Genomic DNA, 16746 nt, shown 5'->3' with positions numbered 1-16746 from the left:
TCATCACCGCGTCGAGCGGGCGGGTGGGGCGCGGGTAGGCGGTGTTCCAGGTGTCGAGGCCCTCGGAGTGGTGGGCGTCGGTGCGCTTGAGAGCACAGGGTGTGGTCGAGAACGGCTCGGCGACCGACTGGCTGGACATGATCGAGGTCGCGGCGAGTGCGGACATCGTGGTGAACACGGCGGCGGTGCCGCGCAGTCCGGGTCGGGTACGCCACTGGGCGAGCCCCTTGAGCGCCGTACGGGAGAGCCCCTTGAGGGGGAGCTGACACGGCACGTTGGACCTCCGGGAGCGGGTTCACGGGACACCGACACCCAGCCTGTGATGGTTTGTTGGGGTACGCCCTGTTTATCTGCACCAGATGAGTGAGGGGGCGGCCGGGACACGCCCGGGCTGACATCCGGAAACACTCACGGAACGTCACATGTGGTCGGCCATTTGAAGAACCCGCCCAGGTGCGGGCGGAAACGATCTGCCGGAACCGGCCGTTGTTCCGGGACACTGGACAGTGGCTGGAAGGGCCGGGGGCCAACCTCTATGATCGGCACACTTTCCTGCACGGACACGGCACGGCGGCCCCCCACCCGGTCGGCCATCCCGACGAGACCCATCCGAAGATCGAGTGCACTGCGGGAGCGAGCGGTGAGCGGAACGTCCGAAGGGCCGGCGCCCGCGGCAGACCTCATCCGGCCAGCCGTCACAGAGAGTAAGGGCGAGGCATCGCCTCGTACCGATGTCCCCTGTTCCACCGAGGTTCCGGATTCCCACGAGTCCCCCGGGTCCCTCGCATCCCTTGAGCCCCTCGAAGGCGGCCGCCTCGGGTCAGCCTTCTCCGCGGCTCCCCTCGCGATGGCCGTCGTGGACCGCGACGGTCTGGTCGTCAGCGCGAACGACTCGTTCGGCGCGCTGCTCGGCAAGGCGGGCGCCGCGCTGACCGGGCGGGTCGCGGCCGATCTGATGGACCTGAAGTCGGACGCGCGCACCTGGCACGCCTACCGCGAGGTGCTGCGCGGCCGGCAGGCCAAGCTGAGCTGCACCCGCCGGGTCAAGCACCCCGACGGGCACGTGCTGTGGGCGCAGGTGACCGTGGCACCGCTGCCCGCCGAGGAACACGGTGTGCTGCTGTCCCTCACCGACATCAGCGCCCGCCGTGAACTCCAGGCGCGGCTACGGCACTTGGAGATGCACGACCCGGTGACCCGGCTGCCCAACCGCACCCTGTTCTTCGAGCGGCTCTCGGCCGCGCTGGAGGCGGAGTCGTACGAGCAGGGGGGTACCGGGCGGATCGGCCTGTGCTATCTGGATCTGGACGGCTTCAAGGCGGTCAACGACACGCTCGGCCACCGGGTCGGCGACCGGCTCCTTGCCGCCGTGGCCGAAAGGCTGACGCGGTGTGCGGACGAAGCCGGTTACGCGCGGGCGAGTTCGCCGCTGGTGGCGCGGCTGGGCGGGGACGAGTTCGCGCTGCTCGTCGAGGACTCGACCGGAACCGACCAACTGGCCGAACTCGCCGAGTCGGTGCTCAAGGCCTTGCAGGCGCCCTTCGACCTGTCAGGACAGCGGCTGTCGCTGTCGGCGTCGATCGGTGTGGTCGAGCGGCACGCGTCCGGTACGACGGCCACCTGTCTGATGCAGGCCGCCGACACGACGCTGTACTGGGCGAAGGCGGACGGCAAGTCCCGCTGGACGCTGTTCGATCCGGAGCGCAACGCACACCGCATGACCCGCCAGGCGCTGGCCTCCACGCTCCGTCCGGCCATCGAGCGGGGTGAATTCACCCTGGAGTACCAGCCGTTGGTGGGGATGGAGAACGGACGGCTGCGCGGGGTCGAGGCGTTGGTGCGCTGGAATCACCCGCAGTTCGGCATGCTGACGCCGAATCGGTTCATCGGACTGGCCGAGGAGGACGGCTCGATCGTGCAGCTCGGCCGCTGGGTCCTGGTCACCGCCTGCCGCCAGGCCCGGCGTTGGCAGCTGGACCACCCGGACGAGCCGCCGATCTTCGTGAGCGTCAACGTGGCCGTTCGCCAGGTGTGGGACTCGGACCTGGTCGCGGACGTGGCGGACACCCTCGCCGAGACCGGACTGGAGCCGCGGCTGCTGCAGTTGGAGCTGACCGAGTCCGCGGTGATGGGGTCGGCGGGGCGGCCGCTGCAGACGCTCCAGGCGCTGAGCGACATGGGTGTGCACATCGCCATCGACGACTTCGGCACCGGCTACTCGAACCTGGCGTACCTGAGCCGACTCCCGGTCTCCGTCCTGAAGTTGGACGGTTCCTTCGTGCGGGGCTTCCAGTACGAGAGCGACAAAGAGGGAGCCGTCCCGCCGAACCCGGCGGACGAGGTCATCGTCGAGGCGATGATCCAACTCGCCCACCGGCTGGGCCTGTCGGTGACCGCCGAGTGCGTGGAGACCTCGTCGCAGGCGTCCCGGCTGCGCCGGATCGGCTGCGACACCGGACAGGGGTGGCTGTACTCCCGTCCGGTGGCGCCGGATCGTATCTCCGAACTATTGGGAACAAAGGCCTGCCGGCAGACCTGATAAACCGTCAGTTCTGAGAGCCCGTCAACCCGTAGGCGTCCGCGATCAGTTCGTACGAGCGCAGGCGCAGGTCGCCGTTGTGGGCGTGGGACGTGAGCATCAACTCGTCGGCGCCCGTGCGCTTCTGGAGGTCGTCGAGTCCGGCGCGGACCTCGTCGGCGGTGCCGTGGATGACGTTGGCGTTCCAGGAGGTGATGAACTCCCGCTCCATGGGGCTGAATTCGTACGCCTCGGCCTCTTCCGGGGTGGGCACGAGTCCGGGGCGGCCGGTGCGCAGCCGGACCATGTTGAGGGCGGCGGCCAGCACCTGGCGGCGGGCCTCCTTCTCGTCGTCGGTGGCGAGCGCGGAGACACCGATCAGGGCGTACGGCGCGTCGAGTACGGCGCTCGGGCGGAAGGACTCGCGGTAGAGGTCGAGCGCCGGGATCGTGTTCTGCGCGGAGAAGTGGTGCGCGAAGGCGAACGGCAGGCCGAGCATGCCGGCCAGGCGGGCGCTGAAGCCGGAGGAGCCGAGGAGCCAGACCGGCGGGCGGTGCGGGGACTGGACGCCGCCGGGCGAGGTCGACTGGATCGGGCCGGGGACCGCGTGGATGCGGGCGTAGGGGTGGCCGGAGGGGAAGTCGTCGTCCAAGAAGCGGGTGAGTTCGGCGAGTTGCTCGGGGAAGTCGTCGGCGCCCTCGTTCAGCCGGTCCGTGCGGCGCAGGGCGGCGGCGGTGGCGCCGTCGGTGCCGGGGGCGCGGCCGAGGCCGAGGTCGACGCGGCCCGGGGCCAGCGCCTCCAGGGTGCCGAACTGCTCCGCGATGACGAGCGGCGCGTGGTTCGGGAGCATGACGCCGCCCGAGCCGAGGCGGATGCGCTCGGTGTGGGCCGCGAGGTGGGCCAGGATCACGGCGGGCGAGGAGGAGGCGACGCCCGGCATCGAGTGGTGCTCGGCGACCCAGTAGCGGTGGAAGCCGCGCGACTCGGCGAGAGCGGCGATCTTCACGCTGGTGCGCAGCGCGTCGGTGGCGGTACGGCCGGCGCCCACGGTCACCAGGTCCAGTACGGAGAGGGGGACGGGGGCGGTGCCCTGTGCCGTGCCCCGGATCTCGTCACCCCTGATCTCGTCGGTCGCGCCCCGGACCTCGTCGTCTGCCGCCACGGTGGGTGCCTCCTGTTGTGAGCTGTGCGGTGTCCTTCCCCGCTCCTTCTCCGCGTAACAGGAGGCTGTCTCCGCTTTATTCCCGGAAGCCGGCCGGGCGGCTCAGCCCGCCTGCACGAGTGGTTCCTTCGTGAACAGCGCGCCAAGGTCCGGCGCGTTGACCTTGCGGTCCGCCAGCCGCAGGGCCTCCCAGACCGTGACCTGGTTGGCGGTGAGGACCGGCTTGCCGAGTTCCTTCTCCAGGTCGGGGATGTAGGCGGCCGTGTGCAGGGCCGTGTCCGGGAGGAGGACCGCCTCGATGTCCGGGCCGTCCACCGCCCGGGCCAGGGCGAGCACCTCGTCGTAGCCCCAGGTGCCGACCTCGGCGGCGGTGATGATGCCGGAGGCGCGCACCACGGCCGGTTCCACTCCCCCGGCCCGCAGGAAGTCCGCGAACAGGTTCGCCACGTCCTCCGGATACGTCGCTCCTACGGCCACCCGGCGCACCCCCAGCTCCTTCGCCGCGTGGACGAAGGCGAAGGACGTCGACGAGGCCGGGAGGCCCGCCGCCCGGGCCAGGCCGCGGATCTGGTCGTGGGCGCCCTCCCAGCCGTAGACGAAACTGCCGCTCGTGCAGGCCCAGACGACGGCCTCGGCGCCGGACAGGCGGAGTTGTTCGACGCCCGCCGTGAGGCGCTCGGGGGAGCCCATCCGCAGGAGCGCGTCCACGCGGTGTGCGTCCTCGCCGATGTCCGTGTGGACCAGGTCGAGGCGGACGTCGCTGCCCAGGAGCTGCTCGATGCGCGGGTAGTCGTCCTCGGCGGAGTGGCCCGGGTAGAGGAATCCGAGTGCGGTCATGACCAGCCTTCCTGGTGTTCTTCCGGCAGTACCGGCCCCTGGCGGCGGGCGGACTCGTCCAGCAGCGCCTGATAGGGGCCCACGGCACGCGTACCCAGTCGGCGGAGGGCTGCCCACATCGTGACCTGGTTGGCCGATACGACCGGTATCCGCAGTTCCGCCTCCAGCTGGGGGATCACGTCGTACGTCGGGAGGTTGGTGCAGCTGATGAAGAGCGCGTCGGCCTCGCCCTTGACGGCCTGGCGGGCCATGTCGACGACGTCGCGGTACGGCACCTTCCAGATGTGCCTGGTCAGGCCCATGAAGGCGCGGCCGGTGACCTCGACGCCGGCCTCGGCGAGGTACTCCTCCAGAGACTGGGTGACGGACACGGTATAGGGGGTGACCAGGGCGATGCGACGGGCTCCCAGTTCGGTGAGGGCGGCCAGGAGGGCGCCCGAGGTGGTCAATGACGGGACCTCGCCGGCCCGGGTCATCGCCTCGCACATCGCGCGCTCCCCGGCGATCCCGCCGACGAAGCTCCCGGAGGTGCAGGCGTACGCGACGACCTCGGGGGCGATCGCGTTCAGGGTGCGGACCGCGTCGTGGAGCGTCTCGTGCTCGCTGACGAGCCGGGCCAGGTCGAGGCTCACCTCGACGGGCACGAACGGCGTCCGCGTGAGGTGCAGCGAGATGTCGTCGGGGACCCAGCGCCACAACTCGCGGTCCAGCGCGAAGTCGAAGGGGGCGACGACACCGACACCGCGCTGCGGGCGGGGGCCGCCCAGGAAGGAGACATGCATGACTACACCGGCCTCACCAAGAGAAACGGGGTGACAACGGTCCGTGCGGGCGTCCGTGTTGACGAAGGTAGGTTCGAGTGCGAGCGTGGTCAATCCGCGCATGTCAGACGGCCGCGCCCGGTGCCTCCCGCCGTGCCTCACGCTGTACCTCTCGCGAGAAACGGCTTCGCATGACCGCAACTCCCCGTGCCCTGCCCACCCTTCTCGTCCTGGACGCCGACCCGCCGCCCCGCCTCGGCAGGCTCACCGGCCGGGTGCGCGTCGAGCACGCCGACGAGTCGACGCTCGCGGCTCGGCTTCCGTCCGCCGACGTCCTGTTGGTGTGGGACTTCGCCTCGCACGCGGTACGCGCCGCCTGGCCCGGCGAGGGTCCCCGGCCGCGCTGGGTGCACACGGCCAGCGCCGGTGTGGACCACCTGATGTGTCCCGAACTCGCGGACTCCGACACGGTGGTGACGAACGCGCGGGGTGTCTTCGACCAGCCGATCGCCGAGTACGTCGCCGCCCTCGTCCTCGCGATGGCCAAGGACCTGCCCAGGACGCTGGAGCTCCAGCGGGAGCGGACCTGGCGGCACCGCGAGGCGCAGCGGGTGGCCGGAACGCGTGCGTGTGTGGTCGGCTCCGGGCCGATCGGGCGGGCGATCGTCCGCACCCTCAAGGCACTTGGGGTGACGACCGCCCTCGTCGGCCGCACCCCGCGCACCGGTATCCACGGCCCCGGCGAGATCGACCGGCTGATGGCCCGCGCCGACTGGGTGATCTCGGCGGCCCCGCTCACGGACGACACGCGGGGCATGTTCGACGCCCGCCGCTTCGGCTGTATGCAGCCCTCGGCGCGCTTCATCAACGTGGGCCGTGGCCAACTCGTCGTGGAAAGCGCGCTCGCCGAGGCGCTGACGAAGCGCTGGATCGCGGGCGCCGCCCTCGACGTCTTCGAGGCCGAACCCCTCACCCCCGACAGCCCGTTGTGGCAGGTCCCGGGGCTGATCGTCTCCCCGCACATGAGCGGCGACACGGTCGGCTGGCGGGACGAACTCGGCACGCAGTTCGTGGCGGCGTACGAGAGATGGGAGGCGGGCAGGCCGCTGCCGAACGTGGTCGACAAGAAGCGTGGGTACGTACCGGGGCACTGAACTCCCCACTCTGGAGGGCCGGATGACGACCGAACTCACCGAGCTGACCGCCGTGGAACTCCTGGACGGCTACCGCAGAGGGGAGTTCAGCCCCGTGGAGGCGACCCGCGCGACCCTGGAACGGGCCGAGGAGATCCAGCCCGCCGTGAACGCGTTCGTACGGCTCGACGCGAAGGGTGCGTTGGCGTCGGCGGCCGAATCGGCCGAACGCTGGCGGCGCGGGGAGCCGACCGGACTCCTGGACGGGGTGCCGGTCACCGTGAAGGACATCCTGCTCCAGCGCGGCGCACCGACCCTGCGCGGTTCCAAGACCATTGCCGAGCAGGGCAGTTGGGACGAGGACGCGCCCTCGGTGGCCCGACTCCGTGAGCACGGCGCGGTGTTCATCGGCAAGACGACGACCCCGGAGTTCGGCTGGAAGGGCGTCACGGACTCCCCGCTGTCGGGCGTCACCCGCAACCCGCACGACCCCTCGCGCACGGCGGGTGGTTCAAGTGGCGGGAGCGCGGCGGCCGTTGCCCTGGGCGCGGGCCCGTTGTCGCTGGGCACGGACGGCGGCGGCAGTGTCCGTATCCCCGCGTCCTTCTGCGGGATCTTCGGCCTGAAGCCCACGTACGGCCGGGTGCCGCTGTACCCGGCGAGCGCGTTCGGCACGCTGTCGCACGTCGGCCCGATGACGCGGGACGCGGCGGACGCGGCGCTGCTGCTGGACGTGATCGGCGTACCGGACGCCCGCGACTGGTCCGGGCTCGACCGCGCACCGGGCTCCTTCACGGAGGCGCTCGCAGACGGCATACAGGGCCTGCGGATCGCGTACTCACCCTCCCTCGGCGGCCAGGTCGCGGTGCGTCCGGCGGTCGCGGCGGCGGTACGGCGGGGCGTGGAGCGGCTGGCCGCGCTCGGCGCGTACGTCGAGGAGACCGACCCCGACTTCAGCGACCCGGTGGACGCCTTCCACACCCTGTGGTTCAGCGGAGCGGCCCGGGTGACGCAGAAACTCGCGCCGCAGCAACGGGAGTTGCTCGACCCGGGGTTGCGGGAGATCTGCGCGACGGGAGCGGGTTTCTCGGCGCTGGACTATCTGGCGGCGGTGGACGCCCGCATGGAACTCGGCCGCAGGATGGGCCTGTTCCACGAGCGCTACGACCTCCTCGTCACGCCGACCCTGCCCATTACCGCGTTCGAGGCCGGAGTCGAGGTCCCGAAGGGTTCGGGGCACCGCCGCTGGACGGGCTGGACCCCGTTCACGTACCCCTTCAACCTGACCCAGCAGCCCGCCGCCACCGTCCCGGTGGGGAACGACGGCGACGGGCTGCCGGTCGGGTTGCAGATCGTGGGCGCCCGGCACCGGGACGATCTGGTGCTGCGGGCGGCGCACGCGCTGTTCGGCGCCGGGGTCTCCGGGGTCAGGCCCGCCGGAAGCTGAGGCTCTCCCCCGCCGCTCCCGACCGCCACAGGTCGTTGCAGGCCTCCGCCATCTCCTCCAGGCCCTCGACCACCTGGCCCCAGACGATGCCGGGCACCCAGCCCACGTCACCGTTGAGGAGGAGGTTGTTGCGTTCGTAGAACAGGGCCAGGTCGACGACCGTCGTGCCGGCGCGGACCTCGCGGTCGTAGCCGTAGGCCTTCGTGCCGAGTTCCGTGCCGGCGAAGGCGAAATAGCAGAGATCGCCCGGTATGGGGGTGACTGTGGGGTTTTCCAGCGGGGGTTCCGTTTCTGCGAATGGCGGGAAAAGGGCGTAGATCTCGTTGCGGGCGTACTTGGCGTGGTAGACGTCGCCGACGAGCGGGAGTGCGTCCCAGATCGCCGCGCAGGTCAGCGGGGCGCGTTCTACCAGCAGTTTTGCCCGGCAGTGGACGTTCCGCTGTGCGAGTGAGACCTCGATGAACTGATCCGTCATGTCATCCAGGGTGCATAACCCGGGAGCGGTCGGGTAGCTGCGCGCCCATGGCTCCACCAATTGGGAACGACAGACACACATCCGGTCACACGCCGGGTCACACCCGCCGGGCACTGCTCGCCGGGGTGGCGGCGGCAGGTGCGCTGGGCGCGGCCGGCTGCAGTCGTGTGGCCACCGCTTCGACCACGAGCGGCGGTGATCTGCTCGAACGGCTGAAGGCGCAGGGCGTCGTACGGCTGGGGATCGCGGGTGAGATCCCGTTCGGGTACATCGACAAGGACGGCCATCTCACCGGCGAGGCACCGGAGTTGGCGAAGGCCATCTTCAAACGGCTCGGCGTCGACAAGGTGCAGCCCGTGCCCACCGAGTTCGGCTCGCTCATCCCGGGCCTGAACTCGCAGCAGTTCGACGTCGTGGCCGCCGGGATGTACGTGAACCCGGACCGCTGCCAGCAGGTCATCTTCGCCGACCCCGACTACCAGATGCTCGACTCGTTCATCGTGCGCAAGGGCAACCCGAAAGGGCTGCACACCTACAAGGATGTCGTGGAGAAGAGGGCGAAGTTCGCCACCGGCACCGGGTACGCGGAGATCCAGTACGCCGTCGACGCCGGATACAAGCAGAGCGACATCCTCATCGTGCCGGACCAGGTCGCCGGGCTGAACGCCGTGGAAGCGGGGCGCGTCGACGTCTTCGCCGGTACGGCGGTCACCACGCGCGCGGTCGTGAAGAAGTCGAGCAAGGCGGAGGCCACCGCCGCCTTCGCACCGCTCGTCGACGGCAAACCCCATGTCGACGGGGGCGCGTTCGCGTTCCGGCCGACCGAGACCAGGCTGCGCGACGCCTTCAACGTCGAGCTGCACAAGCTCAAGAAGACCGGCGAAGTCCTGCGCATCCTGCGGCCCTTCGGGTTCACCGAGGCCGAGATGACGGACCTCACCGCGAAGGAGCTCTGTGGCGGATGACCTCAGGCCTTTGGGAACTCGTCCTCAAGGGGATCTGGACCACCGTCCAACTCCTCGTCCTCAGCGCGCTGTTGGCGACCGCCGTGTCGTTCGTCGTCGGCGTCGCCCGTACCCACCGGCTGTGGGTCGTCCGCTTCCTCGCCGGTTTCTACACCGAGGTGTTCCGCGGCACCTCCGCCCTCGTCATGATCTTCTGGGTGTTCTTCGTGCTGCCGGTCGCCTTCGGCTGGCAGTTGGTCCCGATGTGGGCGGGCACGCTCGCCCTCGGGCTGACCTACGGGGCGTACGGCTCGGAGATCGTGCGCGGGGCGCTGAACGCGGTCGACCCGGCGCAGCAGGAGGGCGGGGTCGCGCTGAGCTTCACGCCCTGGCAGCGGATGCGGCTGATCCTGCTGCCGCAGGCGGTGCCGGAGATGGTCCCGCCCTTCTGCAACCTGCTGATCGAGCTGCTCAAGGGCACCGCCCTGGTCTCGGTCATGGGCATGGGCGATCTCACCTTCAGCGCCAACCTGGTGCGGCTCGCGCTGCAGCAGAGCGCGGAGATCTACACGTACATCCTGCTGATCTACTTCGTGATCGCCTTCACCCTCACCCGGCTGATGCGCGGACTGGAGAAGAAGCTGAAGGCCGGGATCGGCAAGGACACCGGGGGCGGGTTCGCCGCACGTGAGCTGAGGCGCCCCGAGACCACGGGCGTCGGAGGAGGTCATGTCGCATGAAGTGGGACTGGAACGCCGTGAGCGACTTCATGCCGTACTTCTGGGACGGCCTGAAGGTGTCCCTGCAGGCACTGGTCCTCGGGTCGCTGATCTCGTTCGGGCTGGGCCTGGTGTGGGCGCTGCTGATGCGGACGCCGACCCGCTGGGTGCGCTGGCCGGTCGGGGTCGTCACCGAGTTCGTGCGGGACACCCCGCTGCTGGTGCAACTGTTCTTCCTGTTCTACGTGCTGCCCGAGTGGGGTCTGACCTTCTCCGCGCTGACCACCGGTGTCTTCGCGATCGGGCTGCACTACTCGACGTACACGATGCAGGTCTACCGCGCCGGTATCGAGGCGGTGCCCGTCGGCCAGTGGGAGGCGGCGACCGCGCTGAACCTCCCGGTGCGCCGGACCTGGACCGCGGTGATCCTGCCGCAGGCCATCCGCCGGGTGATCCCGGCCCTCGGCAACTACGTGATCGCGATGCTCAAGGACACACCGATCCTGATGGCGATCACCGTGCTGGAGATGCTGGGGCAGGCCCGGCTCTTCTCCCAGCAGCACTTCCAGTTCACCGAGCCCATCACGGTGATCGGTGTGGCCTTCATCCTCATCTCCTATCCCGCCTCCCTGCTGATCCGAGCCCTGGAGCGACGCCTTGTCCGCTGACACGCCCCTGATGAAAGATCCCGACGCCAACGCCAACCCGCCGGTGGACGGCAGCGAGCTGATCCGGCTCGACCACGTCACCAAGCGCTTCGGGTCCAACACCGTGCTCGACAGCCTCGACTTCTCCGTGGAGTCCGGAAAGCACGTCACCCTGATCGGTCCCTCCGGGTCGGGCAAGACCACGATCCTGCGGCTGCTGATGACCCTGACCAAGCCGGACGAGGGCACGATCACCGTCGACGGGGAGCAGCTCTTCCCCGCGCCCGAGAAGCAGATCCGGGAGATCCGCAAGAAGATCGGGATGGTGTTCCAGCAGTTCAACCTGTTCCCGAACATGACCGTGCTGCGCAATGTCACCGAGGCGCCGGTCACCGTCCTGGGCCTGCCCAAGGACGAGGCCGAGGCACGCGCCCTGGAGCTGCTCGACCTGGTCGGCCTCGCCGACAAGGCCGGCGCCCGCCCGACCCAGCTCTCCGGCGGCCAGCAGCAGCGCGTCGCGATCGCGCGGGCGCTGGCGATGCGGCCGCAGGTGCTGCTCCTCGACGAGGTGACCTCCGCGCTCGACCCGGAACTGGTCGCGGGTGTGCTCGACGTCCTGCGGGACATCGCCCGCACCACCGACATCACCATGCTCTGTGTGACCCACGAGATGAATTTCGCCCGGGATATTTCAGATCAAGTCCTGATGTTCGACGCGGGCAAGGTCATCGAATCGGGCCCGCCGGAGCGGATCTTCGGCGATCCGGAACAACAGCGGACCCGGGAATTCCTCGGCGCAATTCTTTGACATTTATTCAATTACGACACGTGAGCAATCGAACACCCAAGGTCCACGTCACGTGGCATGACAAAGGCATATGCCAAGGGATTCGCGCCGCAGTTCGGAGGCCGTAAGGAGCGCCACAATCTCGCCAACAGCCGCTCCACATCGGCCGTTTGACAGCTATCGTGGAGGGGATTCGCTGTCCGGTATCACGGCCCAAAAAAAGCGAGCGCAGGGAGAAACACCGTGGCGCTGATGCACGAGCCGACCGCTCCCTACCACTCGGTACAGGACGCACTGCGCATCCTGGAGACAGTCGCCGGACACGCCACCGGCGTCACGGACACCGAACTCGCCCGTCGCACCGGCCTCGGCACCGAGCGCCTGACGACACTGCTGCGGACCCTGCGCCGCGAGGGCTACGTCGAGCAGCTCACCGACGGCGCCTACATCACCGGCGAGTCCCTGAGCCGGCTCGGCTCCGCGGCCGGCCGGGACCAGGCGGTGCGCGAGCAGATCCAGCGGACCCTGGACCGGCTGCGCGACTCCCTGGGCGCGGCGGTCTACGTCAGCCGGTACGTCGACGGCGAGGTCACGATCACGCAGTACGCGGCCGGGCCCGCCACCCCGGCGGTCAACGAGTGGGTCGACTTCCGCGTCTCCGCGCACGCGACCGCGCTCGGCAAGAGCCTGCTGGGCCAGCTCGACCACAACGGCCGGCGCGACCATCTCTCCCGGCACAAGATGGCCCGCCTCACCTCGCGCACGATCACCAGCGACCGGCTGCTGCTCTCCCGCCTGGAGACCCAGCCGCCGACGGTCCCCCACCTCGACCTCCAGGAGTACGCGGTGGGCACAGTCTGCGCGGCGGTCCCGATCACGGCCGGCTCCTCGGTCGGCTGCCTGGCCCTCTCCCTCCCGGTCGAGCACGCCCACCGCCTGCGGCAAGCGGCGGACACGCTGAACCGTGAGGCGGGGCCGGTGCTGCTGTCTCTCGCGATCTGAGGGCTGGTCCGAAGCACCCCTCCGGACCAGGTAGTATTTTTCTCGTCGCCCTCCGCGAGACTCAGATCCAGCGGAAGGCGTGAGTCACGCGCCGCTAGCTCAGTTGGTTAGAGCAGCTGACTCTTAATCAGCGGGTCCGGGGTTCGAGTCCCTGGCGGCGCACAGACAGCAAGGCCCTCCGCACTGCGGGGGGCTTTTTGCATGGGCGGAACACAGCTCACCCCCCGTTTGGCCGGATACCCTCTGGCCATGACAGCCCGTGACCTGCAGGAGCGGATCAAGAAGCTCATCCTCGACCGTCGGCTGTCCTCCGGGGCCCCGCTGCCGACCGAGCCCGAGCTGATGGTGTTTCTGGGGGCGAGCCGGAACTCGGTGCGCGAGGCGCTCAAGGCGCTGCAGGCGATGGGGATCGTCGAGATCCGGCACGGGTTCGGGACGTACGTCGGCCCGATGTCGCTCGCGCCGATGGTCGAAGGGCTCGCGTTCCGTACCGTCGTCGGGCACCGCCGCGGCGAGGACAGCCTGCTGCAGCTGCTCGAACTGCGGGAGGCGGTGGAGTCGGGGCTCGTCGCCCGGCTCGCGGGGCGGCTGCCGGAGCGGGATCTCCTCGAACTCGACGCGCTGGTACGGCAGATGGAGCGGGAGGCCGCCGAGGGCGTCGGGCTCGCGGCCACCGATCGCGCCTTTCACGCCACGCTCTACCGGGGTCTGGACAACGCGCTGCTGAGCGAGGTCCTGGAGGCGTTCTGGGACGCCTTCCACCGCGTCCACACCGATCTCGCGGCCGGCCCGCAGGACCCCGAGGTCACCTGCCGCCAGCACCGGGCGATCCTCGACGCGGTCCGGTCCGGGGATGCGAAACGTGCCGAGAACGCCATAAGAGAGCACTTCGACAACGTGCGCACAAGGCTGTCCACAACGGCTCCACATGATCCCCACACGCGCCCCAATGAACGCGTATGACCGGTAAACACCGCGTTTCGTGTCTTGCGATCAAGATGAGCACCGTAGAACCCTGGTTTTGAAGATGCTGCCGGTACACGGCAGTTGAGGGGGTAAGGAACCGGTTGCGCGGTTTCGCGGGGAGGAGGGGCCCCGCCCTGGAACAGATGTCGGAGGGGGCATCGCGCAACCCGACGGTCGCAGTCGCACATCTCTGTAGGTGGACTGTGTGGTCACCGCGGCCACCACTGACACGCCCGTCGAGGGTCGAGGGGGACGCCGGCGGGCGGCCGAAACGAACAGACACGCGCGTTTTCGCGTGTGGGGGGATGACTCATGACGTCGACGCCGACGGGCGCCCGGCACGACCTCGACCCGTCACAGACACAAACCACCGAACTCAGGGCCCCGGGACACCGGACCGGCAGCTTCCGCCGGATCAAGAGCACACTTCCGAGATACGACTACGAGCACTACAGCCGCCTGGCGGGACCCCTCACACAGCCCGATCCGGGCAAGCCGTACAAGGTCCAGTACCGGTCGCTGCTGTCGCAGGAGACGCACCGCCTGCGCGCCGCCCTCATGCTGGGCGCGGCGCCGCTGCTGTCCCTGGTCCTGCTCGGCTGGCTGATGCAGCCGGAGCACTGGACCCAACGCGACTATCCCGCCTACGACTTCCTGCCCGCGCTGGACATCGTGATGCTGGTCGCGATCGGTCTGATCGAGTTCTTCCGCTGCATGAACGTGCTGTCCAACGCGCACGCCACGCTGGTCGCCCGCGACCCGGTCCCGGTGGTGCCGGAGACCGGCACGAGAGTCGCGTTCATCACGACGTTCGTGCCCGGCAAGGAACCCCTGGAGATGGTCACCAAGACCTTGGAGGCGGCCGTACGGCTGCGCCACCGGGGGCTGCTTCACGTGTGGCTGCTCGACGAGGGCGACGACCCCGAGGTCAAGGCCGTCTGCGGGCGGCTCGGCGTACACCACTTCACCCGCAAGGGAGTCGAGAAGTGGAACCGCCCCAAGGGCGCACACCGCGCGAAGACCAAGCACGGCAACTACAACGCCTGGCTGGAGGCGCACGGCGACGAGTACGACTACTTCGCCTCCGTCGACACCGACCACGTGCCGCTGCCCAACTACCTGGAGCGGATGCTGGGTTTCTTCCGTGACCCGGACGTCGGATTCGTCATCGGCCCCCAGGTGTACGGCAATTACGAGGGCCCGGTCACCAAGGCCGCCGAGTCGCAGCAGTTCCTCTTCCACGCCCTGATCCAGCGCGCCGGCAACCGCTACGGCTCGCCGATGTTCGTCGGCACGTCAAACGCCGTACGGATCAAGGCACTTCAGCAGATCGGCGGCCTGTACGACTCGATCACCGAGGACATGGCCACCGGCTTCGAGATGCACCGGGCCAAGAACCCGGTCACCGGCAAGAAGTGGAAGTCGGTCTACACGCCGGACGTGCTCGCGGTCGGCGAAGGGCCCAGCGCCTGGACCGACTTCTTCACGCAGCAGCTCCGGTGGTCGCGGGGGACGTACGAGACGATCCTCAAGCAGTACTGGAAGGGCTTCTTCTCGATGCCTCCGGGGAAGCTCTTCAACTACACGATGATGATCATCTTCTACCCGATGTCGGCGCTCAACTGGATGCTCGCGGCGCTGAGTTGTGCGCTGTTCCTGGGTATGGGCGCCTCGGGTGTGAACATCGACCCGACGGTGTGGCTGATGCTGTACGGCAACGCGTCCGCGCTGCAGATCGGCCTGTACATCTGGAACCGGCGGCACAACGTCTCGCCGCACGAGCCGGAGGGGTCGGGCGGGGTCGCGGGCATGGTGATGTCGGCACTGTCGGCGCCGATATACGCCCGCTCGCTGCTGGACGCCGTACTGCGCCGCAAGAGCAGGTTCGTGGTCACGCCCAAGGGCGATTCGGCCAGTCCCGACACGCTGTTCGGGACGTTCCGGGTGCACTGGTTCTTCATCCTGGTCTTCGCCGGGTCGCTGATGGCCGGGTTCGAGAACGGGCACTCCCATCCGGCGATGATCACCTGGGCCACGCTCGCCCTGCTGATCACCGCGTCGCCGATCCTGGCATGGCGGTACATGCTCCGGCAGGAGAGGAAGCGGCCGTCCGCTGTCCTCCCGGATGAGCCTCAGGACGCCGTTCCGCCGCCGCAGGCGTCGCCGGTCGCGCATGGCCCTCAGCGGAAACCCAGTTGGGCGGCCTCGAACAGCGGCGAGCAGACCATGCGGATCGCGCTCGGTGGGCCGGGGGGTCGTAAGGAATGAAGGAAGCCGGCCGGCGCCGTGCCCGTCGACTCGCGATCAGCACGGTGGTCGTACTCGCCCTGGCCGGGATGAACGGGCCCTGGCTGTACAGATTCGGGACCGAGAGATACCACCAGTACGTCATCAACAAGCCCGAGTACAAAGCGGAGAACGGGCATTGGGACATCATCCAGTTCCCCAAGGAGTACCGGCAGGACACCATTCACGCGGTGCTCCTGCACACCGGGAAAGTGCTGCTCGTCGCGGGCTCGGGGAACAACCAGGACAACTTCAACGCCAAGAAGTTCGAGTCGCGGATCTGGGACCCGGTGAAGGGCACCATCAAGAAGATCCCGACTCCCGCCGATCTGTTCTGCACCGGGCACACCCAGCTCGCCGACGGCAACATCCTCATCGCGGGCGGCACCAAGAAGTACGAGAAGCTGAAGGGTGACGTCAAGAAGGCCGGCGGCGTCATGATTCTCTACAACGAGAATCCCGACAAGCCGATGACACTGCCCCAGGGCACGAAGTTCACGGGCAAGGCGAACGGCAAGTCGTTCGTCTCCACGGACTCGGTGCTGATCCCGCGCGCGACGAAGGTGTTCGACAAGAGCACCGGCAAGTTCCTGCGGAACAACCCCGGTTACGCCCGGGTCGTCGTCGAGGCGCCGAAGGAGGGCACCACGTACGAGACCGGGACCCAGGACAACTACCGCATCCAGGGGTTGACCGGTGCCGACGAGCGCAACACGTATGGCATCGGGAACAAGTTCGGGCTGGACAAGCGGGACTTCGAGGGGATCAAGAACGCGTACGAGTTCGATCCGGTCGCCGAGAAGTACATCAAGGTCGATCCGATGAACGAGGCTCGGTGGTATCCGACGTTGACGACGTTGAGCGATGGGAAGGTGCTCAGTGTCTCCGGGCTCGATGACATCGGGCAGTTGGTGCCGGGGAAGAACGAGATCTTTGATCCGGCGACGAAGAAGTGGACGTACACGTCGACCAAACGGCAGTTCCCCACGTATCCGGCGCTGTTCCTGATGGAGAACGGGAAGTTGTTCTACTCGGGGTCCAACGCGGGGTACGGGCCGGACA

Annotated in this window: 14 protein-coding genes, 1 tRNA gene and 2 pseudogenes; 12 read left to right on the top strand and 5 right to left on the bottom strand. The window is 68.8% G+C overall.

The window, feature by feature from the left end; all coding sequences use genetic code 11:
• Positions 1-274: pseudogene (locus AC31A1_RS29070) on the bottom strand (M6 family metalloprotease domain-containing protein); the annotation flags it as partial.
• A 366-nt stretch (positions 275-640) separates the two neighbouring features.
• Here AC31A1_RS29070 and AC31A1_RS29065 point away from each other — a divergent pair.
• Positions 641-2539 (top strand): putative bifunctional diguanylate cyclase/phosphodiesterase, encoded by a 1899-nt coding sequence (locus AC31A1_RS29065; protein WP_489656170.1) that lies wholly within the window; start codon positions 641-643, stop codon positions 2537-2539.
• 7 nt (positions 2540-2546) lie between these two features.
• On the opposite strand, the gene AC31A1_RS29060 is transcribed toward AC31A1_RS29065, so the two are convergent.
• The 3 genes from AC31A1_RS29060 to AC31A1_RS29050 form a co-directional block, all read right to left on the bottom strand.
• Positions 2547-3680, bottom strand: coding sequence for an LLM class flavin-dependent oxidoreductase (locus AC31A1_RS29060; protein WP_489656169.1), 1134 nt, complete (start codon positions 3678-3680; stop codon positions 2547-2549).
• A 102-nt stretch (positions 3681-3782) separates the two neighbouring features.
• The gene (locus AC31A1_RS29055; RefSeq protein WP_489656168.1) at positions 3783-4517 is read right to left on the bottom strand and encodes a maleate cis-trans isomerase family protein; all 735 of its coding nucleotides are present in this window, start codon (positions 4515-4517) and stop codon (positions 3783-3785) included.
• Positions 4514-5299, bottom strand: a complete 786-nt coding sequence (locus AC31A1_RS29050) for a maleate cis-trans isomerase family protein (protein WP_489656167.1) — start codon at positions 5297-5299, stop codon at positions 4514-4516. The genes AC31A1_RS29055 and AC31A1_RS29050 overlap by 4 nt, the downstream gene beginning before the upstream one ends.
• A 170-nt stretch (positions 5300-5469) precedes the next feature.
• Between AC31A1_RS29050 and AC31A1_RS29045 the strand changes: the two genes are divergently transcribed.
• Both AC31A1_RS29045 and AC31A1_RS29040 read left to right on the top strand, forming a co-directional pair.
• Entirely contained in the window at positions 5470-6432 is a 963-nt protein-coding gene (locus tag AC31A1_RS29045) for a D-2-hydroxyacid dehydrogenase (protein WP_489656166.1), read from the top strand.
• Positions 6433-6454: 22 nt separating this feature from the next.
• Positions 6455-7858, top strand: coding sequence for an amidase (locus AC31A1_RS29040; protein WP_489656165.1), 1404 nt, complete (start codon positions 6455-6457; stop codon positions 7856-7858).
• Here the strand turns inward: AC31A1_RS29040 and AC31A1_RS29035 are convergent.
• Positions 7839-8333, bottom strand: a complete 495-nt coding sequence (locus AC31A1_RS29035) for a DUF3830 family protein (RefSeq protein ID WP_489656164.1) — start codon at positions 8331-8333, stop codon at positions 7839-7841. The genes AC31A1_RS29040 and AC31A1_RS29035 overlap by 20 nt on opposite strands.
• 47 nt (positions 8334-8380) lie before the next feature.
• Between AC31A1_RS29035 and ehuB the strand changes: the two genes are divergently transcribed.
• The 9 genes and pseudogenes from ehuB to AC31A1_RS28990 all read left to right on the top strand — a co-directional run.
• On the top strand, positions 8381-9298 hold the full coding sequence (gene ehuB, locus AC31A1_RS29030) for an ectoine/hydroxyectoine ABC transporter substrate-binding protein EhuB (RefSeq protein WP_489656163.1): 918 nt from the start codon (positions 8381-8383) through the stop codon (positions 9296-9298).
• The gene (gene ehuC, locus AC31A1_RS29025; RefSeq protein ID WP_489656162.1) at positions 9295-10017 is read left to right on the top strand and encodes an ectoine/hydroxyectoine ABC transporter permease subunit EhuC; all 723 of its coding nucleotides are present in this window, start codon (positions 9295-9297) and stop codon (positions 10015-10017) included. Before ehuB ends, ehuC begins: the two co-directional genes overlap by 4 nt.
• Positions 10014-10664: an ectoine/hydroxyectoine ABC transporter permease subunit EhuD gene (gene ehuD, locus AC31A1_RS29020; protein WP_489656161.1), complete on the top strand. Its 651-nt coding sequence runs from the start codon at positions 10014-10016 to the stop codon at positions 10662-10664. The genes ehuC and ehuD overlap by 4 nt, the downstream gene beginning before the upstream one ends.
• Positions 10665-10674: 10 nt before the next feature.
• Positions 10675-11451 (top strand): ectoine/hydroxyectoine ABC transporter ATP-binding protein EhuA, encoded by a 777-nt coding sequence (gene ehuA / locus AC31A1_RS29015; RefSeq protein WP_489656160.1) that lies wholly within the window; start codon positions 10675-10677, stop codon positions 11449-11451.
• 222 nt (positions 11452-11673) lie between these two features.
• The gene (locus tag AC31A1_RS29010; protein ID WP_489656159.1) at positions 11674-12432 is read left to right on the top strand and encodes an IclR family transcriptional regulator; all 759 of its coding nucleotides are present in this window, start codon (positions 11674-11676) and stop codon (positions 12430-12432) included.
• An 88-nt stretch (positions 12433-12520) separates the two neighbouring features.
• Positions 12521-12594, top strand: a tRNA-Lys gene (locus AC31A1_RS29005).
• 87 nt (positions 12595-12681) lie between these two features.
• Complete coding sequence (locus tag AC31A1_RS29000) at positions 12682-13395, top strand: FadR/GntR family transcriptional regulator (protein WP_489656158.1); 714 nt, start codon at positions 12682-12684, stop codon at positions 13393-13395.
• Positions 13396-13710: 315 nt separating this feature from the next.
• Complete coding sequence (locus AC31A1_RS28995) at positions 13711-15666, top strand: glycosyltransferase family 2 protein (protein WP_489656157.1); 1956 nt, start codon at positions 13711-13713, stop codon at positions 15664-15666.
• Positions 15663-16746, top strand: a pseudogene (locus AC31A1_RS28990) (radical copper oxidase GlxA); the annotation flags it as partial. The gene AC31A1_RS28995 and the pseudogene AC31A1_RS28990, both read left to right, overlap by 4 nt.

It is taken from the genome of Streptomyces sp. P5F9, assembly GCF_057961495.1.
This window is presented reverse-complemented; position numbering and strand designations above follow the sequence as displayed.

Excerpts from the sequence above, each read along its gene's own strand:
- AC31A1_RS29050 (WP_489656167.1), bottom strand. The coding sequence starts at position 5,299 with ATGCATGTCTCCTTCCTGGGCGGCCCCCGCCCGCAGCGCGGTGTCGGT.
- AC31A1_RS29055 (WP_489656168.1), bottom strand. The coding sequence starts at position 4,517 with ATGACCGCACTCGGATTCCTCTACCCGGGCCACTCCGCCGAGGACGAC.
- ehuB (WP_489656163.1), top strand. The coding sequence starts at position 8,381 with ATGGCTCCACCAATTGGGAACGACAGACACACATCCGGTCACACGCCG.
- AC31A1_RS29035 (WP_489656164.1), bottom strand. The coding sequence starts at position 8,333 with ATGACGGATCAGTTCATCGAGGTCTCACTCGCACAGCGGAACGTCCAC.
- AC31A1_RS29040 (WP_489656165.1), top strand. The coding sequence starts at position 6,455 with ATGACGACCGAACTCACCGAGCTGACCGCCGTGGAACTCCTGGACGGC.
- AC31A1_RS29045 (WP_489656166.1), top strand. The coding sequence starts at position 5,470 with ATGACCGCAACTCCCCGTGCCCTGCCCACCCTTCTCGTCCTGGACGCC.
- AC31A1_RS29000 (WP_489656158.1), top strand. The coding sequence starts at position 12,682 with ATGACAGCCCGTGACCTGCAGGAGCGGATCAAGAAGCTCATCCTCGAC.
- ehuD (WP_489656161.1), top strand. The coding sequence starts at position 10,014 with ATGAAGTGGGACTGGAACGCCGTGAGCGACTTCATGCCGTACTTCTGG.
- ehuA (WP_489656160.1), top strand. The coding sequence starts at position 10,675 with ATGAAAGATCCCGACGCCAACGCCAACCCGCCGGTGGACGGCAGCGAG.
- ehuC (WP_489656162.1), top strand. The coding sequence starts at position 9,295 with ATGACCTCAGGCCTTTGGGAACTCGTCCTCAAGGGGATCTGGACCACC.
- AC31A1_RS28995 (WP_489656157.1), top strand. The coding sequence starts at position 13,711 with ATGACGTCGACGCCGACGGGCGCCCGGCACGACCTCGACCCGTCACAG.